This window comes from Pseudomonas sp. 28 E 9, from assembly GCF_900004785.1.
GTDB lineage: Bacteria > Pseudomonadota > Gammaproteobacteria > Pseudomonadales > Pseudomonadaceae > Aquipseudomonas > Aquipseudomonas orientalis_A.
In genome coordinates, this window is sequence record NZ_CVTK01000054.1 from 368,302 (window position 1) to 393,482 (window position 25,181).

Below are 25,181 nucleotides of genomic sequence, written 5' to 3' on the forward strand. Positions count from 1 at the left end.
CTCAGGGTAGCCGGACACGCTTTACCTACAAGGCCGCGTCGATTTTCCTGGCGGCGTCTTCGCTCACCCAGGCGTGCCAGACTTCAGGATGTTCCTTGAGGAAAATTTTCGCCAGCTTCGGCGACTCGATCCGTTCCTTGGCCATGCGGCCCAGGTTCTGGTTCAGCAGGTCGATGGGCAGGTTGACCTTTTCCAGCACGGCCACCAGTTCCGGCGCTTGTTCGTGGAAGGTCTTGGACAGGCCGACCTTGATGCTCACGCTTTTATCCACACCGGGCTTTTCTTCCAGCTTGACCAGGTCCACCTGGCCCATCAGCGGCGTCGGCGACCAGTAGTAGAACAGGATCGGCTCGCCGCGCTTGTAGCTCGACAGTACCGCCGCGTCCAGCGCCGGGCCGGTGCCGGGGCGGAAGTTGGTGTAGGTGCTTTCCAGGCCGTAGCTCTTGAGCATTTCGCTGTTGTCCAGTTCACAGGTCCAGCCGGCCGGGCAGTTGTAGAAGCGGCCCTTGGACGGTTCTTCCTGGTCCTTGAACACGGCGGCGTACTTGGCCAGGTCAGCGATGTTCTTGAGGTCAGGCGCCTTGGCTTCCAGCTTGCGCTTGGCGTCACCTTCGATCACATAGCGCGGCACGTACCAGCCTTCAACCGCACCAACCACCGGCGCACCGACGCCGACGACCTTGCCGGCCTTCTCGGCCTTGTTCCAGACTTCGCTGCGGCCCACCCACTCCTCGGCAAACACCTGGATGTCATTACTGCTCAGGGCGTTTTCCATGGTGATGGAGTTGCCCGGCAGGCTGTCGGTTTTGCAGTCGTAGCCTTTCTCCAGCACGGTTTGCAGGATGTCGGTGAGCAACATGCCGCTTTCCCAGTTCAGCCCGGCGAATTTCACCGGCTTGCCGGATTCGCACCAGCCGGCCGCCTGGGCGCCGGCGCTTGCCAGCAAGCCCGCAGACAGCAACGTGGTCAGCAGGGTCTTATGCATTTTCATTATGTGACGCTCCCAATCATGAAATGGATTACGGCAGTCAAAAGGCGTCCTGCCTTGTCCACGTCCCATCAGGCTTGCGCAGGCAGCCCGTCTGTTGTGAGTAAAGCGCCCTGCTCTTTCGGCAGGATCAGATGATCGGGCACCGTGCCGTGCCATTTTTTCGCACACACGTAATACACGGCAGCAGGCAGTACCAGGCCGATGATCCAGGAAATATCCACGTCCCCCAGCGCAGCCACCAGGGGCCCCGTGTAGAACTTGGTTGAGATGAACGGCAACTGCACCAGCACGCCGAACACATAGACGCTGATCCCCAACAGGTTCCAGCGACCGTAGCGTCCGTTCGGGTCGGACAAGGCCGGCACGTCGTAGCGCTCGCGGGTGATGCAGTAGTAATCCACCAGGTTGATCGCGCTCCAGGGCGTGAAGAACGCCAGCAGGAACAGGATGAACGACTTGAACGCACCGAGGAACGAGTGCTGGCCGAGCAACGCGATCAGGGTTGCCGCACCTACGATGACGAGCACGAACACCAGGCGCTGCAAACGGGTGACCTCAAGGCGGCCACGAAAACCGCTGATGATCGTCGCAATGCACATGAAGCTGCCGTAGGAGTTGAGCCCGGAGATAGTGACCTTGCCGAACGCGATGCTGAAGTACAGCAACGCCGCAGTGGCCCCCGTCCCGCTCAAGCCAACGATGTAGGCCACTTCATGCCCGGCGAATTGGCCGTTGGACATGGCGGCGGCAAACACACCGAGCACCATCGCCACCTGTGCGCCAATCACTGAGCCCGCACCCGCGGCGAAGAAGGTTTTCACCGATGACGTCTGGCTCGGCAGGTAACGCGAATAGTCCGCCACGTAGGGGCCGAAGGCGATCTGCCAGGAGGCCGCGAGCGACACCGCCAGCAGAAAACTGCTCCAGCTGAAGTGACGGATCTGCAGGAGCGCGCCAACATCGGTCTGGCTCATCAGGCGACTGAACAGGTAGACAAAGGCAATCACGCCGATGACGCTGGCAACACGCCCGATGAAATGGATCACCCGGTAACCGAGCACCGTGACCAGCACGATGACACTGGCGAAGATCAGGATGCCCACGCTGTCGCTGACCCCGAACAACTGGCCCAGCGCCTGCCCGGACAACACGGTGCCGGTGGCGGTGAAACCCAGGTACATCAGGCACACCAGCACGATCGGGATGGCCGCGCCATATACGCCGAACTGCACCCGGCTGGAGATCATCTGCGGCAGGCCAAGCTTGGGCCCTTGCGCCGCATGCAACGCCATGACGCCGCCGCCGATCAGTTGACCGATCAACAGCCCGATCAACGACCAGAACACATCACCGCCCAGCACCACGGTCAGGGCCCCGGTGACAATCGCGGTGATTTGCAGGTTGGCCCCCATCCACAGGGTGAACTGGCTCAGTAGACGACCATGTCTTTCCGCTTCCGGGATGTAGTCGATCGAACGCCTTTCGATCAACGGGGTGGTGTCGTTCGCAGCCATGCTGTTCAACCTCTGATGGATTGTTCGATGCTTTTCTGTGGGAGCGAGCTTGCTCGCGAAAAACGTACATTCAATGCAGCGATGTGCCTGGAATACCTTCGCGAGCAAGCTCGCTCCTACAGTGAGTGCGTCAGCCGTTGATCATCGGCAGATTCAGGCCCTGTTCCCTGGCGCAATCGATCGCGATCTGGTAACCCGCATCCGCGTGACGCATCACCCCGGTCGCCGGGTCGTTATGCAGTACGCGCGCAATGCGTTCGGCCGCTTCGTCGGTGCCGTCACACACGATCACCATGCCCGAGTGCTGCGAGAAGCCCATGCCGACGCCGCCACCGTGGTGCAACGAAACCCAGGTCGCGCCGCTGGCGGTGTTGAGCAAGGCGTTGAGCAGCGGCCAGTCGGACACGGCGTCGGAGCCATCCTGCATGGATTCGGTTTCGCGGTTCGGGCTCGCGACCGAGCCGGAGTCGAGGTGGTCACGGCCGATCACCACCGGTGCCGACAATTCGCCGCTGCGCACCATTTCGTTGAAGGCCAGGCCGAGCTTGGCGCGCTGGCCCAGGCCGACCCAGCAGATACGCGCCGGCAAACCCTGGAAGCTGATGCGTTCGCGGGCCATGTCCAGCCAGTTGTGCAGGTGGGCGTCGTCCGGGATCAGTTCTTTGACTTTGGCGTCGGTCTTGTAGATGTCCTGCGGGTCACCGGACAGCGCCGCCCAACGGAACGGGCCGATGCCACGGCAGAACAGCGGGCGGATGTAGGCCGGTACGAAACCCGGGAAGTCGAAGGCATTTTCCACGCCTTCTTCCTGGGCCATCTGACGGATGTTGTTGCCGTAGTCGAACGTTGGGATGCCCTGCTTCTGGAACTCCAGCATGGCTTTGACGTGCACGGCCATCGACTGCTTGGCGGCCTTGATCACGGCGGCGGGTTCGGTCTTGGCGCGGGCGCGGTATTCGTCCCAGGTCCAGCCGGCCGGCAGGTAGCCGTTGAGCGGGTCGTGGGCGCTGGTCTGGTCGGTGACCATGTCCGGGCGCACGCCACGCTTGACCAGCTCAGGCAAAATTTCGGCGGCGTTGCCCAGCAGGGCGATGGAGATGGCTTTGCCTTCCTGGGTGTACTTGGCGATGCGCGCCAGGGCGTCGTCGAGGTCGGTGGCTTGCTCGTCGACATAGCGGCTGTTCAAGCGGAAATCGATGCTGACCTGCTGGCACTCGATGTTCAACGAGCAGGCACCGGCCAGGGTCGCGGCCAGCGGTTGCGCGCCACCCATGCCGCCCAGACCTGCGGTGAGCACCCAGCGGCCCTTGAGATTCGAATCGTAATGCTGGCGACCGGCTTCGACGAAGGTTTCGTAGGTGCCCTGGACGATGCCCTGGCTGCCGATATAGATCCAGCTGCCGGCGGTCATCTGGCCGTACATGGCCAGGCCCTTGGCATCCAGTTCGTTGAAGTGTTCCCAACTGGCCCAGTGCGGCACCAGGTTGGAGTTGGCGATCAACACGCGCGGGGCGTTGCTGTGGGTCTTGAACACGCCGACCGGCTTACCGGATTGCACCAGCAGGGTTTCGTCGTCATTGAGGTGGGTGAGGCTCTCGACGATCTGGTCGTAGCATTCCCAGTTGCGCGCCGCACGACCAATACCGCCGTATACCACCAGTTCCTTGGGGTTCTCGGCCACTTGCGGGTCGAGGTTGTTCATCAACATGCGCAGCGGCGCTTCGGTCAGCCAGCTTTTGGCGGTGAGCGTGTTACCGCGGGCGGCGCGGATTTCGACGTCACGGTATTTTGTAGGCCTTGCTTTCGAAAAATCGGTCACAACTGGACTCCTCGGCGATCGATGCGCGGACTTGGACGGTGCGAAGAAGAGTCTTACGCACACACCTTTACTTGTATGTACAAGCATATGCAATCGAGCGGCCAACTTTCCGCGAGAGGGATTTGGATTTTTTGCACAGCGCGCGGGAGCCTTGGAAATTAAGGCTTCCAGGCTTGATGAAATTTCTTACAGAGGAATTTACGACCGGGGAAAGGTAGTCACGACAGCATGGCTTTGCGTCACGCTGGGGCATTCGGTAACAAATTGGTGCACAGGCTGGAAACGCCGCAGAAACAAATGTGGGAGGGGGCTTGCCCCCGATTGCAGAGTGTCAGCCACCAGATCTTTGGCTGATACAGCGCTATCGGGGGCAAGCCCCTCCCACATGTTTTAACCGCGCTGTGTCAGTTCGATCAGGCAGCAGCGACCACTGACCGAGATATCCAGCAGGCCGGTGTTACCGTCCACTTGCAGGCAATCGTGATGGCCGAGTTTCTCGCCCAGCACCTTCACCTCATCGGCAACGCTGAACACCAGCACCGTCCGGGCCGTGCTGAAAAAGCGTTGCACGCCATCCACCCACTGCAAGCGTGCGTGGTAACGCTCAGGCGAGTAGATCAGGTTGAAATCGCGGATCGGCCCGGTGATCAAGCGGCATGACACCTGGCTGTCGCCGGCGAAGGCGAACGGCTGCAGCGGTAACAAACCGCGCTGCTCCTCACCGTCGACGGTCAACACCATGCCCGCGCCCTTGATCACCGTAATCACGCGCTGGTAACCGGCGAAGGTGGAAAACCCGCCCGACTCGGCAATATCGGCAATCGACAGGCGCCAGCCGAAACCCTCAAGGCCGGTGCCCGCGTCGCGGGTGATTTCTTCGGTACTGCCGCCGCCGTTCTTCCACGGCATGCGCACATAGTCGGCGGCGCGCCAGACGTTGACTGAACTCATTTACTGAAGCGTCCTTCGAGGCTGTGCCGGGAACCGGGGTGAATCAGGCGCGCTGCCGTGACCGGCTGGCGGCCGGACCAGGTGCGCCGGCGAATCAGCAGGCAGGGCTCGCCCGCTTCGATCTGCAGCAGCTTGCATTCGGCGGCATCGGCGAGGATCGCTTCAACCACGTGCTCGCCTTCGGTCAGCGGCGCGACCTGGTTGAGGTAGGCGTAGGGCGTTTGCTGGGTGAAATCCTGCTGCAAGTATTCCGGGGCGACCAGCGCGTTGACGAAACGGTCTTCGATCTGCACCGGAATGTCGTTTTCGAAATGCACGATCAACGAGTGAAACACCCGCCCACCTTCGCGCATTTCCAGGGCGACGGCACGTTCGGAACCGGCCGCTTCCTCGCCCAGGGTAATGACCTGGCACGTATGGCGATGGCCGCGGGAGGCGATCTCATCGGCAATGTTGTGCACTTCAAACAGCGCCGACTGACTCTTGGGCTCGGCGACGAACGTACCCACACCTTGCATACGCACCAGCAACCCTTCGGCCGTCAGCTCACGCAACGCGCGGTTGATGGTCATGCGGCTGAAGCCCAGTTGGCTGACCAGCTCGCTCTCCGACGGCACGCGGTAATGGGGCGGCCAGTTGCCGTTGAGGATCTGCTGGCTGATCATCTGTTTGACGCGGGCATACAAGGGCGCCGGACTTTCGTCCATGTGGGCAGCCAGCGAAGACTTGGCAGGCGGAGTCGGCACGAGGAATCCTTGCAGGGGAAAAAAGATGCATAGATTGCCGGAGTTTACCGAGCAGGCAAACGTCTGTATATGTATATACAAATAAACACACGACCGGGGTGACTTGATCATGTCTGCTTTCTTCGCCGAACGCGCGCTCCTGCCTGATGGATGGGCCAATGATGTACGTCTTGAAATCAGCGCCGATGGCCGGCTGACGAAGGTAGAGGCCAATGCCACGGCAGACGGCGCCGAGCGGCTCAGGGGGCCGGTACTGGCCGGCATGCCGAACCTGCATTCCCACGCCTTCCAGCGCGCCATGGCGGGCCTGGCTGAAGTGGCAGGCAATCCGAACGACAGTTTCTGGACCTGGCGCGACCTGATGTACCGCATGGTCGGCAAAATCAGCCCGGACCAGTTGCAGGTCATCGCCCGCCAGCTGTACATCGAAATGCTCAAGGCCGGCTATACCTCGGTGGCCGAGTTTCACTATGTACACCACGACGTCAGCGGCCAGCCCTATGCCGACCGCACAGAGCTGTCGCGCCAGATCAGCCAGGCAGCCGCCAGCAGCGGGATCGGCTTGACCCTGCTGCCGGTGCTTTATACGCATTCGGGGTTCGGTGGCCAGGCGCCCAATGACGGGCAGCGCCGGTTTATCAACAGCACCGAACACTATCTCGACCTGCAGGCGCGCCTGCAGCCGATACTTGCCGCGCAACCTGCGCAGCACCTGGGCCTGTGTTTCCACTCCCTGCGGGCAGTCACGCCCGAGCAGATCAGGGACGTGCTGGCCGCCGGCGACACGGCTTGTCCGGTGCACATCCACATTGCCGAACAGCAAAAGGAAGTCGACGACTGCCAGGCCTGGAGCGGCAAACGCCCATTGCAGTGGCTGTATGACAATGTCGACGTGAATGAGCGCTGGTGCCTGGTTCATGCCACTCATGCCGATCCCGATGAAGTGACGCGCATGGCCAGGAGCCGGGCGATTGCCGGTTTGTGCCTGACCACCGAAGCCAACCTGGGCGATGGCATTTTCCCGGCAGTGGATTTTCTGGCCCAGGGCGGCCGCATGGGTATCGGCTCCGACAGCCATGTATCACTGAGCGTGGTGGAAGAATTGCGCTGGCTGGAATACGGCCAGCGCCTGCGCGATCAACGGCGCAATCGTCTGTATCGCGACGACCAGCCGATGGTGGGCCGCACGCTGTTCGATGCGGCACTGGACGGTGGCGCCCAAGCGCTGGGGCAGCCGGTTGGTCGGCTGGAAGTGGGCAAGCGTGCGGACTGGATCGTGCTGGACGGCAACGATCCGTACCTGGCCACGGCCAGTGAGGACGGGATTCTCAATCGCTGGCTGTTTGCCGGTGGTGATCGGCAGGTACGTGATGTGCTGGTCAACGGCCAGTGGGTGGTGCGCGATGGGCGTCATGCTGGCGAAGAAGACAGCAGCCGGGCATTCACCCAGGTCTTGAGGGATTTGTTGAGCTAAAGGCCACCATCTAACCAATGTGGGAGGGGGCTTGCCCCCGATTGCTATATGTCAGCCAGCTCATCTGATACTGACACACCGCTATCGGGGGCAAGCCCCCTCCCACATTTTGATTACTGCGAACTCTTGGCCATCTGCTTATCTGGAGTACGGAAGATCAACCGCGTCGTGTCATACCCCTGCTGCCGCGCCCTGCTCAGCAGGTCTTCACGGGTTTCGGCGCTCACCGTCGGCGTACGCGACAGGATCCACATGTAACGCCGGCTCGGGCTGCCGACGATGGCCGTCTTGTAGTCATCGCTGACATACAACACCCAGTAATCGCCCTTGGCGACGCCGGGCAGTAACGACGTAAACCAGTTGTCGAATTCCACCCAGAGCTTGTCGGTCTTGCCCGGCACCTGCGGCGTGGCCGTGCCTTTGGCTTCCTGCCATTTCCATTCAGGCGTCAGGCAGCGGTTGAACACCGACATGTCGCCATCGGGCAACAAGGTGTAGCGCGCTTCGGACTGCGCACAGTTGCGCTGGAAGTACATCGGCAAGCGGGCCAGCTCATACCAGGTGCCCTGGTAACGCTTGAGGTTGACGTGACTCGCGGTCTTGGGTTGCAGATCATCGCCAGAATGGCTGGCACAGCCCGCCAAAAACAGGCTGGCGCAAAGGAACACAACAAAACGCATCATTCTTCTTCTCCCGCAGGCTCGCGCCCCGGTTTACTTCAGGCCTTGCCCGGAAAACATCAGAACCTTGTCACCGGCATACTGCACGCTGATAAAGCTGTTTTTATCGCCCCAGGTGCAACTGGACATGCCCAGTGCGCCGGAACAATCGGTCGGCTTGCCCAGCAACGACTCCACCTCGGCCTTGGCCATGCCGGCCGACAGCTTCTGGTAATTTTCTTGGTTGACCTTGCTGCAAGCGGCCAACAGCACGCAAAAAGCCAGCAGGGCGAGACGGCGTAAAGACATGGAAAAGCTCCTGGAGAGACAAAGCAGCTGGGGTATCTGCCAGAAGCTTAGAAGGGAAAAGAGGTGTCTGGTTCCCGACGAGCGAAAACAAAAAAGCCCCGAAAACGCTGAAACGTTTCGGGGCTTTTTCAAGAAGAACGTTAATGATGACGCGGGCTGTCTGGATGCCCGCGTCGCCTGTCAGCTTTTCGCGAGCAAGCTCGCTCCTACTTGTGATAAGCCGTCACACGCTCAACTTCTTCCTTCGAACCCAGGAACACCGCCACACGCTGGTGCAGGCCTTCGGGCTGGATGTCGAGGATACGCTGGTGGCCGTCGGTGGACGCACCGCCCGCCTGCTCAACCAGGAACGACATCGGGTTGGCTTCGTACATCAGGCGCAGCTTGCCCGGCTTGGAAGGCTCGCGGCTGTCACGTGGGTACATGAACAGGCCGCCACGGGTCAGGATACGGTGTACGTCGGCCACCATGGCTGCGACCCAGCGCATGTTGAAGTTTTTCTTCAACGGGCCTTCTTCGCCTTCCATCAATTCGTTGACATAGCGTTTCACCGGCTCTTCCCAGTGACGCTGGTTGGACATGTTGATCGCGAATTCCTGGGTGGAGGCAGGAATGGAGATGTCTTCGTGGGTGAGTACGAAGCTGCCCATTTCGCGGTCCAGGGTAAAGCCCTTGACGCCATCGCCCAGGGTCAGGACCAGCATGGTCTGTGGGCCGTAGATCGCGTAACCGGCGGCGACCTGCTCGGTGCCGGGCTGCAGGAAGGCCTTTTCGTTCAGGGCTTCGTTCTGGCTCAGGTATTCGTTCGGGCAACGCAGTACCGAGAAGATGGTGCCGACCGGAGCGTTGATGTCGATGTTGGACGAGCCGTCCAGGGGGTCGAATACCAGCAGGTACGCGCCTTTAGGGTATTTACCCGGGATCTGGTAGGCATTGTCCATTTCTTCGGACGCCATGCCGGCCAGGTGACCGCCCCATTCGTTGGCTTCGAGCAGGATCTCGTTGGAGATGACGTCGAGCTTCTTCTGCACTTCGCCCTGCACGTTTTCAGTGCCCATGCTGCCCAGGACACCACCCAGTGCGCCTTTGGACACGGCGTGGCTGATTTCCTTACAGGCACGCGCCACCACTTCGATAAGGAAGCGCAGATCGGCAGGCGTGTTGTTGCTGCGGGTCTGCTCGATCAAATAGCGACTCAAGGTAACGCGGGACATGGAAGGCTCCGGAGAATGGGGGGCTGAAAACCCGCGCAGTTTAACGCGAGTCGGGGCGTATTTCCTCTAATCAGAGGATTTAACGCCAATAGAGTTCACGGCTTGGCGCAACGACCCTCTGTAGGAGCGAGCTTGCTCGCGAAAAACTTAAAGACGCCGCGTTCGTTCAGGAAGCAAGCGTTATCGTTGACGTTCTTCGCGAGCAAGCTCGCTCCTACAGTGGCATCAGGGGGCTAGTCGAGGGCTTTCCAGATTTCGGTGGCGTATTCGCGGATGGTACGGTCCGAGCTGAACCAGCCCATCCGCGCCGTGTTCAACACCGCCGAGCGCCACCAGGCCTTGGAGTCGTGCCAATGCGCCTCGACCCGCGCCTGGGCGTCCCAGTAGGAGTCGAAGTCGGCACACACCAGGAAGCGGTCGTAGTCGATCAGCCCGTCGATCAACCCCACATACCGGCCCGGATCATCCGGCGAGAACACCCCGCCACGGATCGCTTGCAGCACATCGCTCAACCGGTGGGACGCGGCAATATCGGGCCCTGCATTGAATTCGCCGGCATGCTTGCGGGCTTCTACCTGCTGGGCACTGAGACCAAAGATAAACATGTGCTCGGCGCCCACGCGCTCGTGCATCTCCACGTTGGCGCCGTCCATGGTGCCGATGGTCAGCGCGCCGTTGAGGCCGAACTTCATGTTGCTGGTACCCGACGCCTCGAAACCGGCGGTGGAAATCTGCTCCGACAAATCCGCCGCCGGAATGATGCTTTCCGCCAGGCTGACGTTGTAGTTGGGCAGGAACACCACCTTGAGGAGGTCGCGCACGGTCGGGTCGTTGTTGACGGTGCGGGCGATGTCGTTGGTCAGCTTGATGATCAGCTTGGCCTGGTGATAACTCGCCGCCGCCTTGCCGGCGAAGATTTTCACCCGCGGCACCCAATCGACCTCCGGCTCGGCGCGGATCGCCTGGTACAGCGCCACGGTGTGCAGCAGGTTGAGCAACTGACGCTTGTATTCGTGAATCCGCTTGACCTGCACGTCGAACATTGCCGCCGGGTTCACCGAAATGCCCAGGCGCTCATGGATGATGTCGGCCAGCGCGCGCTTGCTGTGCAGGCGCTGGTCGGCGAAGGCTTTGCGGAAGGTCTGCTTCTCGGCGAAGGTTTCCAGCTCGCCCAGGCGCGTTTCCATGGTGTCGAGAATGTCCGGGCCCAGCGCGTCCACCAGCATCGACGTGAGCTTGGGATTGGCCTGGTACAGCCAGCGACGGAAGGTGATGCCGTTGGTTTTGTTGTTGATGCGCTCCGGGTAGAGCTTATGCAGTTCGGAAAACACCGTGCTGCGCATCAGTTGAGTGTGCAGCCCGGACACGCCGTTGACACTGTGGGAACCGAGGAACGCCAGGTTGCCCATGCGTACGCGACGGCCGTTGTCCTCTTCAATCAATGACACCGCGCGCAGCACGTCGAAGTCATGAATGCCCTTGGCGCGCAGCGAGTCGATGTGCCGGGCGTTGATCAGGTAGATGATCTGCATGTGCCGGGGCAGCATGCGTTCCATCAAGCCGACAGGCCAGGTTTCCAACGCCTCGGGCAGCAAGGTGTGGTTGGTGTAGGAAAGCGTTTCGACGGTGACGTCCCACGCGGCCTCCCAAGGGATGTCGTGCAGGTCGACCAACTGGCGCATCAACTCGGCCACGGCGATGGACGGGTGGGTGTCGTTGAGCTGGATGGCGGCGTGTTCGCCCAGGCTCAGCACCGTGCCGTGCATGTTCTTGTGGCGGCGCAGCAAGTCTTGCAACGAGGCGGACACGAAGAAGTATTCCTGGCGCAGGCGCAGTTCCTGCCCCGCTTCGGTGCTGTCGGCCGGGTAAAGCACGCGGGAGATGCTTTCGGCGCGGGCCACCTCGGCCACGGCGCCCAGGTGGTCACCGGCATTGAAGCGTTCCAGGTGCAGGTCTTCCACCGCGCGGGCACGCCACAGGCGCAGAGTGTTGACGCTGGCGCCACGCCAGCCGACTACCGGGGTGTCATAGGCCACCGCGCGTACGGTTTCGCTGGGCGACCACACCTGAATCATCTTGCCGGACGCGTCCGCCAGGGTTTCCACGCTGCCGCCGAAACCGATCGGGTAGATCACTTCGGCGCGTTCGAACTCCCAGGGGTTGCCGAAATCCAGCCAGCGTTCGGTCTGCTCCTGCTGCCAGCCATCGACAATTGCCTGGCGGAACAAGCCGTGCTCGTAACGGATGCCATACCCGTGACCGGCAATGCCCAGGGTCGACATACTTTCCATGAAGCACGCCGCCAGGCGGCCCAGGCCACCGTTGCCCAGCGCCGCGTCGGGTTCGAGCAGGCGGATGCGCTCAAGGTCGACGCCAAGCTCGGACAGGGCTTCGCGAGCGATCTCCAACACGCCAAGGTTGCTCAGGCTGTCGTAGAGCAAGCGGCCGATCAGAAATTCCAGCGAGAGGTAATAGACCCGCTTCTGGCCTTTGCGGTAGATGCGCCGCGTATGGTCCATCCAGTGGTCGACCATCTGGTCGCGGGCGGCCAGGGCAATGGCCTCGAACCAGTCGTGGTCGAAGGCGTGATCCGGGTCCTTGCCCACCGCGTAGGTGAGTTTGGTCAAGACGGCATCGCGAAATGCGGCTACCTCTGCTTCTCGTGCAAGTGGTTCCTGAGACATCAATTGCGACCTCGGGCGAGATAGAAGGAGTTGCTAGAGCCTAGACGGTCTGACAGACGGTAGACGCTCTGGTTCGTCAATTTTTTAACTCATTCACGGTTGCGTGAATTTGATGCAGAGGTCGTGCCCGATCGCCGTTCGCGCAGAAACCCTGAAAAGATTGTTCAAAAAACCACCAATCCCGGTATGATCGCGCGCCCGGATACAGCCCCACCTTTTGGAACCCCGATGAAGCCTCAACTGATCGCCGCCGCGGAACTCGACCGTCTCGAGACCTGGCAGAAATATTCCGCCCACATGTGCGGCGGCTGCGTGTCCAGCTGCTGCACGCTGCCGGTCGAAGTGAAGATCAAGGACCTGATCCGCATCGGCATCGTCGATGAGTTCGAGCGCGGCGACCCACCGAAGAACATCGCCAAGCGTTTGCAGAAGGAAGGCATCGTCGAGCGCTACAACAATAAATCCGAGATTTTTACCCTGCAGCGCATGAGCAACAATGATTGCCTGTACCTGGATCGTAAGACGCGCTTCTGCACTATTTATGACAAGCGCCCGGATACCTGCCGCAATCACCCCAAGATCGGGCCACGGCCGGGGTATTGCGCGTACAAGCCGAAAGAAGTGGTGCGCGAGACCACGTTCAAGACCCTCGATAAGTTCTGATCCGGGGTTTGTGGGGCTCTCAAGGGCCTCATCGGGGGCAAGCCCCCTCCCACATTTTGATCTGTGAACACATTCAAGTGTGGGAGGGGGCTTGCCCCCGATAGGGCCGGCACAGCCACCACAAAAACAGCAGGCATAAAAAAACGCCCCCGGCCTTTCGACCGGGGGCGTTTTTCATTCAGCCTGAGTTAACTCAGTTCTTGGCTTTCTTGGCAGCGCGGGTACGCTCGCCTTCGTCCAGGATCTTCTTACGCAGGCGGATCGACTTAGGCGTGACTTCGCACAGCTCGTCGTCCTGGATGAATTCCAGGGCCTGTTCCAGGGTGAAGCGAACAGGTGGAACCAGAGCGATGGTTTCGTCTTTACCCGAAGCACGCATGTTGTCGAGCTTCTTGCCTTTGGTTGGGTTGACGCCCATGTCGTTGTCACGGCTGTTCAGACCAACGATCTGACCGTTGTAGATCTCTTGACCGTGTTCAACGAACAGCTTGCCACGCGCCTGGAGGGTTTCCAGGGAGTAGGTCAGCGCCTTGCCGGTTTCTACCGATACCAGAACACCGTTCTGACGACCGGACATGTCGCCGGACTTCATGGTGTCGTAGCGATCGAAGATCGAGGTCAGGATGCCAGCACCGTTGGTCAGGGTCAGGAACTGGTTACGGAAACCGATCAGACCACGCGCAGGGATGTTGTATTCCAGACGTACACGGCCCTTGCCATCCGGCACCATGTTGGTCAGGTCGCCCTTACGCAGGCCCATCTCTTCCATGACCTTGCCCTGGGATTCTTCAGGGGTGTCGATGGTGACGTTTTCGAACGGTTCCTGCTTCACGCCGTCAACCTGACGGATGATCACTTCCGGACGACCCACACCCATTTCGAAGCCTTCGCGACGCATGGTTTCGATCAGTACCGAGAGGTGCAGCTCACCACGGCCGGAGACCTTGAACTTGTCGGCCGAGTCGCCTTCTTCAACGCGCAGTGCAACGTTGTACAGCAGCTCTTTGTCCAGACGCTCCTTGATGTTACGGGAGGTCACGAACTTGCCTTCCTTACCGCAGAACGGCGAGTCGTTCACCTGGAAGGTCATGGAAACGGTTGGCTCGTCAACGGTCAGAGGCTTCATCGCCTCGACGGTGTCCGGCTGGCACAGGGTGTCGGAGATGAACAGCGAGTCCATACCGCTGACGCACACGATGTCGCCTGCGAAAGCTTCTTCAACGTCGATACGGTGCAGACCGTGGTGACCCATCAGCTTCAGGATACGACCGTTACGCTTCTTGCCGTCGGCGCCGATAGCGACAACCGGGGTGTTCGGCTTGACGCTACCACGAGCGATACGGCCAACGCCGATAACACCCAGGAAGCTGTTGTAGTCCAGTGCCGAGATTTGCATCTGGAACGGGCCTTCACGGTCAACCTTCGGTGGTGGAACGTGGTCAACGATCGCCTGGTACAGCGGGGTCATGTCTTCGGCCATGGCGGTGTGTTCCAGACCGGCAATGCCGTTCAGGGCCGAGGCGTAGATAACCTGGAAATCGAGTTGTTCTTCGGTAGCGCCGAGGTTGTCGAACAGGTCGAAGATCTGATCCAGAACCCAGTCCGGACGCGCGCCTGGACGGTCAACCTTGTTGATGCACACGATCGGACGCAGGCCGGCTTCGAACGCCTTCTTGGTCACGAAACGGGTTTGCGGCATAGGGCCGTCTTGAGCGTCAACCAGCAGCAGAACGGAGTCAACCATCGACATTACGCGTTCTACTTCGCCGCCGAAGTCGGCGTGGCCCGGGGTATCCACGATGTTGATGTGGTAGCCGTTCCAGTTGATGGCGGTGTTTTTCGCCAGGATGGTAATACCGCGCTCTTTTTCCTGGTCGTTGGAGTCCATCACGCGCTCGTCGTTGAGCTCGTTGCGCTCCAGGGTACCGGATTGACGCAGGAGTTTGTCTACCAGGGTGGTTTTACCATGGTCAACGTGAGCAATGATGGCGATGTTACGTAGATTTTCGATCACTTGTGTATCTCGATCAGAGGATTCGGTGTGCTGACAGGTCGTGGCAGCGATTAACAGTAGAGTCAGGCCTTGCCGTTACAGCTTGACGGCAGAGTCGGGGGGCCGGTGACGCAGGCCACAGGCAAACAGCCCCGGGCTCTTAGCTCGGTCGATAAACGCGCACATTGGCATGCCCCTCACTGAGCAAATGGTGGGCATGCAGGCGACTCATCACGCCTTTGTCGCAATACAGCAGGTACTGACGGCTGTCATCCAGTTCCTTGAAACGCGCGTTCAATGCATAAAACGGCAGCGTTTGTACGTCGATGCCAGGAATCTCCAGGGGCTCGTCTTCGGCGGCATCCGGGTGACGGATGTCGACGATGATCTGGCCGGCCAGGGCTTCGCTGACTTCTTCGATCTGCACATCCTGGCCCAGCTCGTCGATGACGCGATCGATCGGGACCAGTTTGGCGTTCTCGAGCGCACGCTCCAGAATCGCCATGTCGAACTGTTGTTCTTCATACTCCACGCGGTTGCGCTTGGCGTGGGTCTTGGGGTTCACCGAAATGACCCCGCAATACTCGGGCATATGCTTGGCAAAGTCGGCGGTGCCGATTTCTTCTGCCAGGTCGATGATGTCCTGTTTGTGGCTGGCGATCAGCGGGCGCAGGACCAGTTTCTCGGTCACGCAGTCGATCAACGACAGGTTCGGCAACGTCTGGCTGGATACCTGGGAGATCGCTTCACCGGTCACCAGCGCATCGATCTGCAACTGGTCGGCGATCCGCGACGCGGCGCGCAACATCATACGCTTCAAAACTACGCCCATATGACTGTTATCGACTTTGCCGAGAATTTCGCCCAGCACTTCCTCGAACGGCACGCTTACAAATAGCACGCGCTGGGAGCTGCCGTACTTCTTCCAGATAAAGTGCGCCACTTCCATCACGCCCAATTCGTGTGCACGACCGCCCAGGTTAAAGAAGCAGAAGTGGCTCATCAGGCCGCGCCGCATGATCTGGTAGGCCGCAACCGTGGAATCGAAACCGCCGGACATCAACACCAGGGTCTGCTCCAGGGCGCCCAGCGGGTAACCGCCGATGCTGTCGTGCTGGCTGTGGATCACAAACAACCGTTGGTCGCGAATTTCCATGCGCACTTCGATTTGCGGCGCTTTGAGGGAGATTCCGGCCGCGCCGCACTCGCGACGCAGCTTGCTGCCGACGTATTTCTCCACATCCATGGAGCTGAACGGATGCTTGCCGGCGCGCTTGCAACGCACCGAAAAAATCTTGCCGGCAAGCTCATCACCAAAGTGCAGCCGGCACTTCTCGGTGATGTCGTCGAAGTCGCCCAGCGGGTACTCGTCCACTTGCAGGAAATGCGCGATGCCCGGCATGCAGCTCAGGCGCTCGGTCATGTCCTTCAAGGCTTTGGCGTCGGTCAGGCGGGTTTCCAGCTCGAGATTGTCCCACACGCCGTTCACCACCACAGCCGGGTCCAGATCGCGGAGCACGGCACGGATGTTCTTGGCCAACTGACGGATGAAACGCATCCGTACCGGTCGGCTCTTGATGGTGATCTCGGGGAAGACTTTTACGATTAATTTCATGGAAACAGCGCGCGCCGGGCCTGCTGAAAAAGGGGGGCGCGGATTATAGCGGAAATCGCTCAAGGTTTAACCAGTTAATATGCATCGCATGTGCAGCGCACCAAAACAGGTCATTTTCGTCCAATAACGCCACATTGCGGTGCGGCATTTATCGCCCGTTGGCCGTTTGCACCGTTATAGGGGCCATTTTGAAGCAAAAAGACCATGTTGGCGCACTGGCATGCAATTTGCTCTCTTGTGAGGCAGGTTGCCTTGGCGGAGTATCCGCGCCGGCATCACCCAAATTCTAAGGGCTAACTCCACTACCAAGCCCGAAGCCACCCGGAGGACACCATGTCGAAGTCGGTTCAACTCATCAAAGATCATGACGTTAAATGGATTGATCTGCGCTTCACGGACACCAAAGGTACTCAGCACCACGTGACCATGCCGGCTCGCGACGCGCTGGATGATGCTTTCTTCGAAGAAGGCAAGATGTTCGACGGTTCCTCCATCGCCGGCTGGAAAGGCATCGAAGCCTCCGACATGATCCTGATGCCGGACGACAGCACGGCCGTCCTCGACCCGTTCACCGAAGACCCAACCCTGATCATCGTCTGCGACGTGATCGAGCCTTCGACCATGCAAGGCTACGACCGCGACCCACGTGCGATCGCCAAGCGTGCCGAGGAATACCTGAAGTCGACCGGTATCGGCGACACCGTATTCGTAGGCCCGGAGCCTGAATTCTTCATCTTCGATTCGGTCAAGTTCAAGTCCGACATCTCCGGCTCGATGTTCAAGATTTTCTCCGAACAAGGTTCGTGGATGTCCGACCAGGACGTGGAAGGCGGCAACAAAGGCCACCGTCCAGGCATCAAGGGCGGCTACTTCCCGGTTCCGCCGTTCGACCACGACCACGAAATCCGTACCTCCATGTGCAACGCCATGGAAGAGATGGGCCTGGTCATCGAAGTTCACCACCACGAAGTGGCGACTGCCGGCCAGAACGAAATCGGTGTGAAGTTCAACACCCTGGTCGCCAAGGCTGACGAAGTCCAGACCCTGAAGTACTGCGTACACAACGTGGCGGATGCCTACGGCCGTACCGCTACCTTCATGCCCAAGCCGCTGTACGGCGATAACGGTTCGGGTATGCATGTTCACCTGTCCATCGCCAAAGAAGGCAAGAACACCTTCGCCGGCGAAGGTTATGCCGGCCTGTCCGACACCGCCCTGTACTTCATCGGCGGCATCATCAAGCACGGTAAGGCCCTGAACGGCTTCACCAACCCGTCGACCAACTCCTACAAGCGTCTGGTCCCAGGTTTCGAAGCGCCGGTAATGCTGGCCTACTCGGCCCGCAACCGTTCCGCCTCGATCCGTATTCCTTACGTGTCCAGCCCGCGCGCTCGCCGTATCGAAGCCCGCTTCCCGGACCCGGCAGCCAACCCGTACCTGGCCTTCGCTGCGCTGGTCATGGCCGGCCTGGACGGTATCCAGAACAAGATCCACCCTGGCGACGCCGCCGACAAAAACTTGTACGACCTGCCGCCTGAAGAGGCCAAAGAGATCCCACAAGTGTGCGGCAGCCTGAAAGAAGCCCTGGAAGAACTGGACAAGGGCCGTGCGTTCCTGACCAAGGGCGGCGTGTTCAGCGACGACTTCATCGATGCCTACATCGAGCTCAAAAGCGAAGAAGAAATCAAGGTTCGCACCTTCGTACACCCACTGGAATACGAGCTGTACTACAGCTGCTGATCCGGTAGCGCTGCTTGACGTAGCGTGATGATAAAGACCTCCTTCGGGAGGTCTTTTTTTGCCTGTGGATTGTCAGAGGGCCGCTTGGCGGTCGAGCATACGGCTGACCATCAGCGTCCCCATGGCGCTCAACTGGTGAATGGCCAGTGCAATATCGCGGTGCTTGCCATCCAGGTCTTCGGACAGGTCCAGCAACAAGGTGCTGACCGAAGAGAAGGTTTCGAAGCTGTTGATCATCAAGGCTTCGTCGTCGATATCGGCGGCAATGGTGAAGACGGATGGGGGTGGATTTGGGGTTGGCTTGAACATGTCTTAACTTCCTCGAATGAGGCCGCCATCGACTCGCTACTAAACGATTGGGTGGCAGCTGGGCGCAGGTTAGTAGACCGGGGAAGTTAAGCAAAAACCGGCGCATCCGAAGATGCCCTGCACACAGCCGCCATAAAGAACGGTGCGGTACACGCTTAACTTGACCCTCAGGCTACTAAACCCGATCGCTGATGAGCAGCGACCGAGCAACCTTAGAGACGACAAGCCAGCCGTACAAGCCGGCGGATTCTGGCTTACCTGTAGGCAACCGCGCAAGCTAAGGTAGCCTGCGCCTGACGCCCTACGCGACCACTGTAGGAGCGAGCTTGCTCGCGAAAAACGCCAGGACACCACATTTCTTCAACATTTACGCGTTATCGTTAACGACCTTCGCGAGCAAGCTCGCTCCTACAGGGGATTTCCTTTGAAACGTCGATTTGTGTTCGCTCTGTTATTTGTCAGCGTCACCGCCAGCGCCGCGCCGCCCACGCTTGATCCGTTGCTCAACAGCATCGCCGAACGCCTGGAGATCGCCGACCAGGTGGCCTTGAGCAAATGGGACAGCCACAAGCCCGTTGAAGACAAAAAGCGCGAGCAGGAAGTGCTCGGCAGCGTCGTCGCCCAAGCCCCGAGCTACAAACTGGACCCCTCCGCCGCCGAGCAGTTTTTCTCGGCGCAGATCGAGGCGAACAAACTGGTGCAATACACCCACCTGTCCGACTGGCAGTTCCAGGGCAAGGCGCCGGACGATCCGCGCCCGGACCTGGTCAAGCAGATTCGCCCGCGGCTGGATGAATTGCAAAAACGCCTGCTGCAACAACTGGCCGACTTCACCCCGCAGCGTACCGACCCGCAGTGCCCGCAGTGGCTGGCCGCGGCGGTGCATGAACCTCTGAATGACCCGCTGCGCCAACTGGCGATGATCCGCGCCACCGCCGAGCTGTGCCTATACAAAGGCTAGCCCTGTAAACCCAATTAAAAATGTGGGAGGGGGCTTGCCCCCGATGGCGGTGGTTCAGTTGATGGAAAGGCTGACTGACACCCTGCTATCGGGGGCAAGCCCCCTCCCACATTTGGATCGCATCCATCCCTGACAGCCCGCCCCAAGTCGCACTATATTGGTGCGATAGGTTGCACCCCCACTGCAGCCCAGCCCATTTTGGTTCGATTCTTCCCGAGCAGACTGGCAGAACGCCACAGTTTCGCGCCTGAACCGCCTATTTCACGGGTTTAACGCTTCTTTTCGGAGCCTTGGTTTGGTTTTTGCATTTTCCTTGTATCAGCGTGTGCCTCAAGCCTGCGCCTTGCTCCAAAAGAGGTCCCGATGACCATCAGCGATGCACTGCACCGTTTGTTACTCGACAACCTGACCACCGCGACCATCCTGCTCAATGCCGACTTGCGCCTTGAGTACATGAACCCGGCGGCGGAGATGCTGCTGGCCATCAGCGGCCAGCGCAGCCATGGGCAGTTCATCAGCGAATTGTTCACCGAGTCCGCCGAGGCCCTGAGCTCGTTGCGCCAGGCTGTGGAGCAGGCGCACCCGTTCACCAAGCGCGAAGCGATGCTCACCGCCCTCACCGGGCAGACGCTGACCGTCGACTACGCGGTGACACCGATCCTGAGCAATGGCGCCACCCTGCTGCTGCTCGAAGTGCACCCCCGCGACCGCCTGCTGCGCATCACCAAGGAAGAGGCGCAGCTGTCCAAGCAGGAAACCAGCAAGATGCTGGTGCGCGGCCTGGCCCATGAGATCAAGAACCCCCTGGGCGGCATTCGCGGCGCGGCGCAGTTGCTGGCCCGCGAGCTGCCGGAGGAGCATCTCAAGGACTACACCAACGTCATCATCGAAGAGGCCGACCGCCTGCGTAACCTGGTGGACCGAATGCTCGGCTCCAACAAGCTGCCGTCCCTGGCCATGACCAACGTGCACGAAGTGCTGGAGCGCGTCTGCCAACTGGTCGACGCCGAAAGCCAGGGCTGCATCACCCTGGTGCGCGACTACGACCCGAGCATTCCCGACGTGTTGATCGACCGCGAGCAAATGATCCAGGCGGTGCTCAATATCGTGCGCAACGCCATGCAGGCCATCAGCAGCCAGAACGAGTTGCGCCTGGGCCGCATCAGCCTGCGCACCCGCGCGCTGCGCCAGTTCACCATTGGCCATGTACGCCATCGCCTGGTGACCAAGGTCGAGATCATCGACAACGGCCCGGGCATTCCGGCCGAACTGCAGGAAACCATCTTCTTCCCCATGGTCAGCGGACGCCCGGACGGTACCGGGCTGGGCCTGGCCATTACCCAGAACATCATCAGCCAGCACCAGGGCCTGATCGAATGTGAGAGCCATCCCGGCCACACCACGTTCTCGATCTTCCTGCCATTGGAACAAGGAGCCCCCACGACATGAGCCGTAGTGAAACTGTCTGGATCGTCGATGACGACCGTTCTATCCGCTGGGTCCTGGAGAAAGCCTTGCAACAGGAAGGCATGACCACCCAGAGCTTCGACAGCGCCGACGGCGTGATGAGCCGCCTGGCTCGCCAGCAGCCGGACGTGATCATCTCCGATATCCGCATGCCCGGCGCCAGCGGCCTGGACTTGCTGGCGCGCATTCGCGAGCAGCACCCGCGCCTGCCAGTGATCATCATGACCGCGCACTCGGACCTGGACAGCGCTGTCGCGTCCTACCAGGGCGGCGCCTTTGAGTACCTGCCCAAGCCGTTCGATGTGGACGAGGCGGTGGCGCTGGTCAAGCGCGCCAACCAGCACGCCCAGGAGCAACAGAACCAGGAAGCCCCGCCGGCCCTGACCCGCACCCCGGAAATCATCGGTGAAGCGCCGGCGATGCAGGAAGTATTTCGCGCCATCGGGCGCTTGAGTCACTCCAACATCACCGTGCTGATCAACGGCGAATCGGGCACCGGTAAAGAGCTGGTGGCCCACGCCCTGCACCGTCACAGCCCTCGGGCAGCCTCGCCGTTCATTGCACTGAACATGGCCGCAATCCCGAAAGACTTGATGGAGTCAGAGCTGTTCGGCCATGAAAAAGGCGCGTTCACCGGCGCGGCCAATCTGCGCCGTGGGCGCTTTGAGCAGGCCGACGGCGGCACCCTGTTCCTCGATGAAATCGGCGACATGCCGGCCGATACCCAGACCCGCCTGCTGCGGGTGCTGGCCGACGGCGAGTTCTATCGGGTGGGCGGGCACACGCCGGTCAAGGTGGATGTACGCATCATCGCGGCCACCCACCAGAACCTGGAAACCCTGGTGCACGCCGGCAAGTTCCGTGAAGACTTGTTCCACCGCCTCAACGTGATCCGCATCCACATCCCGCGCATGTCGGACCGCCGCGAAGACATCCCCACCCTCGCCCGCCACTTCCTCAGCCGCGCCGCCCTGGAACTGGCCGTGGAGCCGAAGTTGCTCAAAAGCGAGACCGAGGAATACCTGAAGAACCTGCCATGGCCCGGCAACGTACGCCAGCTGGAGAACACCTGCCGCTGGATCACGGTAATGGCGTCCGGGCGCGAAGTGCACATCAGCGACCTGCCGCCGGAGCTGTTGAGCCTGCCCCAGGACTCGGCCCCGGTAACCAACTGGGAACAGGCGCTGCGCCAATGGGCCGACCAGGCCCTGGCACGCGGCCAGTCGAACCTGCTCGACAGCGCCGTACCGGCGTTCGAGCGGATCATGATCGAAACCGCGCTCAAGCACACCGCCGGCCGCCGCCGCGATGCCGCCGTGCTGCTGGGTTGGGGCCGCAATACCCTGACGCGCAAGATCAAGGAGCTGGGGATGAAGGTGGATGGCGCAGATGATGACGACAGCGACGACGCCTGATCACCGCTCTCTGCTCCACTGAAAATCCAATGTGGGAGGGGGCTTGCCCCCGATTGCGGTGGGTCAGCCACAGATAGGCTGGCTGATACACCGCTATCGGGGGCAAGCCCCCTCCCACATTTGGCTCTTCACAAGATTTGAGGGTTGTGCACTGCTTCAATGCACCATGAACCGGCATTGGGCACTGACTTGAGACCTGAAAGATCGCTATCGCTCAAAAATTCTTGAACGCTGAAACCACCAAAGCCCCGGATTCCGGGGCTTTGCGCTTTCCTGCAATCTTTTACCGCGCCAATTGCAAACTTTGGCACGCGCCCTGCAACAACCCTGGTACTACCCAGTTTCGGGGACCTTGGTACAGGCAGGCCGAGAATCCCCTCTTTAACACCGAAGCCCTTGGCTTCACCCCGTTTTGGGAGCCCTGGTACAGGCAGGCCGGGAACTCCCTCTTTTATTGCTCCTGGAGATGGATCTCCAGCCGCCAGCGGTCATCGACCTCCTGGCCTTTCCACTCCCCACGCAATGGCCGCGCCGCCACCAGGTTGAGCAGCAAACCGCCGTCGGTCTTGCGCACGCGCCAGTTCACAACCTTGTCATTGACCTTGAGCTGCCCGCCAGCGGCCTTGCCCTGCGCATCGAACAGCAGCGCCACGGTGCCGTCGATATGCTCGCCGTGCAACTTGGGCTCGCGGTTGAACCACACCACCAGACCATCCGCAGCAGGCTCTACCTGCTGCAGCTCGACCGGTTCCGCAGTGGTCAGGCGCCCAATCATCAAGCCCACCATCAGGCCGACAATCGCCAGCGAGCCGAGTACCCTGGGCAATAGCTTCGGCCTTGGATCGTCTTCAGGGGTAGAATGCAGCGCATCTTTGCCTTCGGAGCCGTGCATGTTTCACGTCATCCTTTTTCAACCAGAAATTCCGCCGAATACCGGCAACGTTATCAGGCTGTGCGCCAACAGTGGCTGCCACCTGCATTTGATCGAACCGCTGGGCTTCGACATGGACGATAAACGCCTGCGCCGCGCCGGGCTGGATTACCACGAGTACGCCACTCTCCAGCGCCATGCCGACCTGGCCAGCTGCCTGGAAAGCCTGGGCCAGCCACGTGTGTTCGCGTTCACCACCAAAGGCTCGCGACCGTTTCATGATGCCAGCTTTGCCGAGGGCGACGCGTTTCTGTTTGGCCCGGAGAGCCGCGGCCTGCCGGCCGACGTGCTCGACGCCCTGCCTGATGGCCACCGCCTGCGCTTGCCGATGCGCGAGGGCTGCCGCAGCCTGAACCTGTCCAACACCGTCGCCGTGGCCGTCTACGAAGGCTGGCGCCAACTCGGTTTCAAGTAACACCGCATAGCAAATGTGGGAGGGGGCTTGCCCCCGATTGCGGTGGGTCAGCTACAGATAGGCTGGCTGATACACCGCTATCGGGGGCAAGCCCCCTCCCACATTTTTTTACCGCGTCGACTTATTGAACCGTCGACGAACCTTCCTGTTGCATGCGCTGCAGCTCTTGGGCGTACAGGGCATCGAAGTTCACCGGTGCCAGCATCAACGCCGGGAACGAGCCACGGGTGACCAGGCTGTCCAGGGTCTCACGGGCGTACGGGAACAGGATGTTCGGGCAGAACGCGCCCAGGGTGTGGCTCATGGACGCTTCGTCCAGGCCCTGGATCAGGAAGATACCCGCCTGCTGCACTTCAGCGATGAAGGCCACTTCTTCGCCGTTCTTGACGGTGACCGACAGGGTCAGCACGACTTCGTGGAAGTCACCTTCCAGGGCTTTCTGGCGGGTGTTCAGGTCCAGCGCGACGCTTGGGGTCCATTCCTGGCGGAAGATGGCCGGGCTTTTCGGCGCTTCGAACGACAGGTCACGCACGTAGATGCGCTGCAGCGAAAACTGTGGGCCTTGGTCTTGCGCTGCTTCGGTGTTCTGTTGATCAGTCATCGCAGATCCTTCTTTATCTTGGGGTCTTTTAGGGGTTAGGCGGACAGCAGCGCATCGAGTTTACCGGCGCGCTCCAAAGCGAACAGCTCATCGCAACCACCGATATGCCGGCTGCCGATCCAGATCTGCGGGACCGACGTGCGGCCAGCCTTCTGGGTCATTTCGGCGCGCACTTGAGGCTTGCCGTCGACCTTGATTTCTTCGAAGGCGACCTTCTTGCTCTGGAGCAACTGCTTGGCTCGAATGCAATAAGGGCAATAATCGCTGGAATACACGACAACCTGGCTCATATCACTTCACCAACGGCAGGTTATCGCCACGCCAGCTGCTGATACCACCGGACAGCTTGGCGGCGGTAAAGCCGGACTTGAGCATCTCGCGGGCATGCGTGCCGGAGTGCTGGCCTTGGGCGTCGACCAGGATAATGGTCTTGGCCTTGTATTTCTCCAGTTCGGCCAAGCGCGCGATCAGCTTGTCCTGCGGAATGTTCAGGGCGCCGACGATGTGGCCGGCGGCGAAATCCTTGGCCGGGCGAATATCCACGACAACGGCCTCATCCTTGTTGACCAGGGCGGTCAGCTCCGATGTGCTCAGGCTGCGGCCACCACGGCTCAATTCGTGAGCGATCAGCAGCGCCAGCAGGATGACGAAGGCACCCACGAGCAGATAGTGGGCAGTGGCAAATGCAATCAGGTGATCAACCATCAAGG

Annotated in this window: 23 protein-coding genes; 7 read left to right on the forward strand and 16 right to left on the reverse strand. The window is 60.5% G+C overall.

Translation table 11 applies throughout. The features are described from left to right. Positions 1-25: 25 nt before the first annotated feature. The 5 genes from BFQ00_RS23355 to hutC form a co-directional block, all read right to left on the reverse strand. Complete coding sequence (locus tag BFQ00_RS23355; RefSeq protein ID WP_065885737.1) at positions 26-991, reverse strand: ABC transporter substrate-binding protein; 966 nt, start codon at positions 989-991, stop codon at positions 26-28. Positions 992-1,059: 68 nt separating this feature from the next. Next, on the reverse strand, positions 1,060-2,505 hold the full coding sequence (locus BFQ00_RS23360) for a purine-cytosine permease family protein (RefSeq protein ID WP_065934892.1): 1,446 nt from the start codon (positions 2,503-2,505) through the stop codon (positions 1,060-1,062). A gap of 130 nt (positions 2,506-2,635) precedes the next feature. Beyond that, entirely contained in the window at positions 2,636-4,324 is a 1,689-nt protein-coding gene (hutU, locus tag BFQ00_RS23365; RefSeq protein ID WP_065885739.1) for a urocanate hydratase, read from the reverse strand. A 390-nt stretch (positions 4,325-4,714) separates the two neighbouring features. Next, positions 4,715-5,275 (reverse strand): HutD/Ves family protein, encoded by a 561-nt coding sequence (locus BFQ00_RS23370; RefSeq protein WP_065934893.1) that lies wholly within the window; start codon positions 5,273-5,275, stop codon positions 4,715-4,717. Next, on the reverse strand, positions 5,272-5,982 hold the full coding sequence (gene hutC, locus BFQ00_RS23375) for a histidine utilization repressor (protein ID WP_170827588.1): 711 nt from the start codon (positions 5,980-5,982) through the stop codon (positions 5,272-5,274). The genes BFQ00_RS23370 and hutC overlap by 4 nt, the downstream gene beginning before the upstream one ends. A gap of 148 nt (positions 5,983-6,130) precedes the next feature. On the opposite strand from hutC, the gene BFQ00_RS23380 reads away from it, so the two are divergent. Further along, a complete protein-coding gene (locus tag BFQ00_RS23380; protein WP_065934894.1) occupies positions 6,131-7,495 on the forward strand; it encodes a formimidoylglutamate deiminase in 1,365 nt (454 codons plus the stop codon). Between the two features lie 113 nt (positions 7,496-7,608). On the opposite strand, the gene BFQ00_RS23385 is transcribed toward BFQ00_RS23380, so the two are convergent. The 4 genes from BFQ00_RS23385 to BFQ00_RS23400 all read right to left on the reverse strand — a co-directional run bounded on the left by BFQ00_RS23385 (position 7,609) and on the right by BFQ00_RS23400 (position 12,361). Then, positions 7,609-8,178: a lipocalin family protein gene (locus BFQ00_RS23385; RefSeq protein WP_065885743.1), complete on the reverse strand. Its 570-nt coding sequence runs from the start codon at positions 8,176-8,178 to the stop codon at positions 7,609-7,611. Positions 8,179-8,208: 30 nt separating this feature from the next. Further along, positions 8,209-8,463: a lipoprotein gene (locus BFQ00_RS23390; RefSeq protein ID WP_033897714.1), complete on the reverse strand. Its 255-nt coding sequence runs from the start codon at positions 8,461-8,463 to the stop codon at positions 8,209-8,211. Between the two features lie 206 nt (positions 8,464-8,669). Continuing rightward, the gene (locus BFQ00_RS23395) at positions 8,670-9,677 is read right to left on the reverse strand and encodes a class 1 fructose-bisphosphatase (RefSeq protein ID WP_065885744.1); all 1,008 of its coding nucleotides are present in this window, start codon (positions 9,675-9,677) and stop codon (positions 8,670-8,672) included. Positions 9,678-9,910: 233 nt separating this feature from the next. Further along, positions 9,911-12,361, reverse strand: a complete 2,451-nt coding sequence (locus BFQ00_RS23400) for a glycogen/starch/alpha-glucan phosphorylase (protein ID WP_065885745.1) — start codon at positions 12,359-12,361, stop codon at positions 9,911-9,913. Between the two features lie 228 nt (positions 12,362-12,589). On the opposite strand from BFQ00_RS23400, the gene BFQ00_RS23405 reads away from it, so the two are divergent. Then, positions 12,590-13,024, forward strand: a complete 435-nt coding sequence (locus BFQ00_RS23405) for a YkgJ family cysteine cluster protein (protein WP_065893725.1) — start codon at positions 12,590-12,592, stop codon at positions 13,022-13,024. 193 nt (positions 13,025-13,217) lie between these two features. Here BFQ00_RS23405 and typA read toward each other — a convergent pair whose 3' ends face one another. Both typA and thiI read right to left on the reverse strand, forming a co-directional pair. Further along, entirely contained in the window at positions 13,218-15,038 is a 1,821-nt protein-coding gene (gene typA, locus BFQ00_RS23410) for a translational GTPase TypA (RefSeq protein WP_017478180.1), read from the reverse strand. A 139-nt stretch (positions 15,039-15,177) separates the two neighbouring features. Beyond that, positions 15,178-16,632 (reverse strand): tRNA uracil 4-sulfurtransferase ThiI, encoded by a 1,455-nt coding sequence (gene thiI, locus BFQ00_RS23415; RefSeq protein WP_065893726.1) that lies wholly within the window; start codon positions 16,630-16,632, stop codon positions 15,178-15,180. Positions 16,633-16,965: 333 nt separating this feature from the next. Between thiI and glnA the strand changes: the two genes are divergently transcribed. Beyond that, the gene (gene glnA, locus BFQ00_RS23420; protein WP_024072899.1) at positions 16,966-18,372 is read left to right on the forward strand and encodes a glutamate--ammonia ligase; all 1,407 of its coding nucleotides are present in this window, start codon (positions 16,966-16,968) and stop codon (positions 18,370-18,372) included. 72 nt (positions 18,373-18,444) lie between these two features. Here the strand turns inward: glnA and BFQ00_RS23425 are convergent, their stop codons facing one another. After that, a complete protein-coding gene (locus BFQ00_RS23425) occupies positions 18,445-18,681 on the reverse strand; it encodes a DUF6124 family protein (protein WP_065934895.1) in 237 nt (78 codons plus the stop codon). Positions 18,682-19,105: 424 nt separating this feature from the next. On the opposite strand from BFQ00_RS23425, the gene BFQ00_RS23430 reads away from it, so the two are divergent. From BFQ00_RS23430 to ntrC, 3 genes are all read left to right on the forward strand, one after another. Next, positions 19,106-19,642, forward strand: coding sequence for a chorismate mutase (locus tag BFQ00_RS23430; protein ID WP_065934896.1), 537 nt, complete (start codon positions 19,106-19,108; stop codon positions 19,640-19,642). 363 nt (positions 19,643-20,005) lie between these two features. Further along, positions 20,006-21,091 carry a nitrogen regulation protein NR(II) gene (gene glnL, locus BFQ00_RS23435; RefSeq protein WP_057724492.1) on the forward strand — a complete coding sequence of 362 codons (1,086 nt, stop codon included), beginning with the start codon at positions 20,006-20,008 and terminating at the stop codon, positions 21,089-21,091. Next, positions 21,088-22,524 (forward strand): nitrogen regulation protein NR(I), encoded by a 1,437-nt coding sequence (gene ntrC, locus BFQ00_RS23440; protein WP_065885751.1) that lies wholly within the window; start codon positions 21,088-21,090, stop codon positions 22,522-22,524. Before glnL ends, ntrC begins: the two co-directional genes overlap by 4 nt. Positions 22,525-22,975: 451 nt before the next feature. Here ntrC and BFQ00_RS23445 read toward each other — a convergent pair whose 3' ends face one another. Then, entirely contained in the window at positions 22,976-23,416 is a 441-nt protein-coding gene (locus BFQ00_RS23445) for a hypothetical protein (RefSeq protein ID WP_065934897.1), read from the reverse strand. Between BFQ00_RS23445 and BFQ00_RS23450 the strand changes: the two genes are divergently transcribed. Beyond that, complete coding sequence (locus BFQ00_RS23450; protein WP_065893730.1) at positions 23,415-23,870, forward strand: tRNA (cytidine(34)-2'-O)-methyltransferase; 456 nt, start codon at positions 23,415-23,417, stop codon at positions 23,868-23,870. The two genes, BFQ00_RS23445 and BFQ00_RS23450, sit on opposite strands and share 2 nt — an antisense overlap. A gap of 121 nt (positions 23,871-23,991) precedes the next feature. On the opposite strand, the gene secB is transcribed toward BFQ00_RS23450, so the two are convergent. Genes secB through BFQ00_RS23465 form a run of 3 tightly spaced genes read right to left on the reverse strand, consistent with a single transcriptional unit; the run spans position 23,992 to position 25,176 of the window. Continuing rightward, the gene (gene secB / locus BFQ00_RS23455) at positions 23,992-24,471 is read right to left on the reverse strand and encodes a protein-export chaperone SecB (RefSeq protein WP_003171119.1); all 480 of its coding nucleotides are present in this window, start codon (positions 24,469-24,471) and stop codon (positions 23,992-23,994) included. A gap of 35 nt (positions 24,472-24,506) precedes the next feature. Beyond that, positions 24,507-24,761: a glutaredoxin 3 gene (grxC, locus tag BFQ00_RS23460; RefSeq protein WP_065885754.1), complete on the reverse strand. Its 255-nt coding sequence runs from the start codon at positions 24,759-24,761 to the stop codon at positions 24,507-24,509. A gap of 1 nt (position 24,762) precedes the next feature. After that, positions 24,763-25,176 carry a rhodanese-like domain-containing protein gene (locus BFQ00_RS23465; RefSeq protein ID WP_057025458.1) on the reverse strand — a complete coding sequence of 138 codons (414 nt, stop codon included), beginning with the start codon at positions 25,174-25,176 and terminating at the stop codon, positions 24,763-24,765. Positions 25,177-25,181 lie beyond the last annotated feature (5 nt).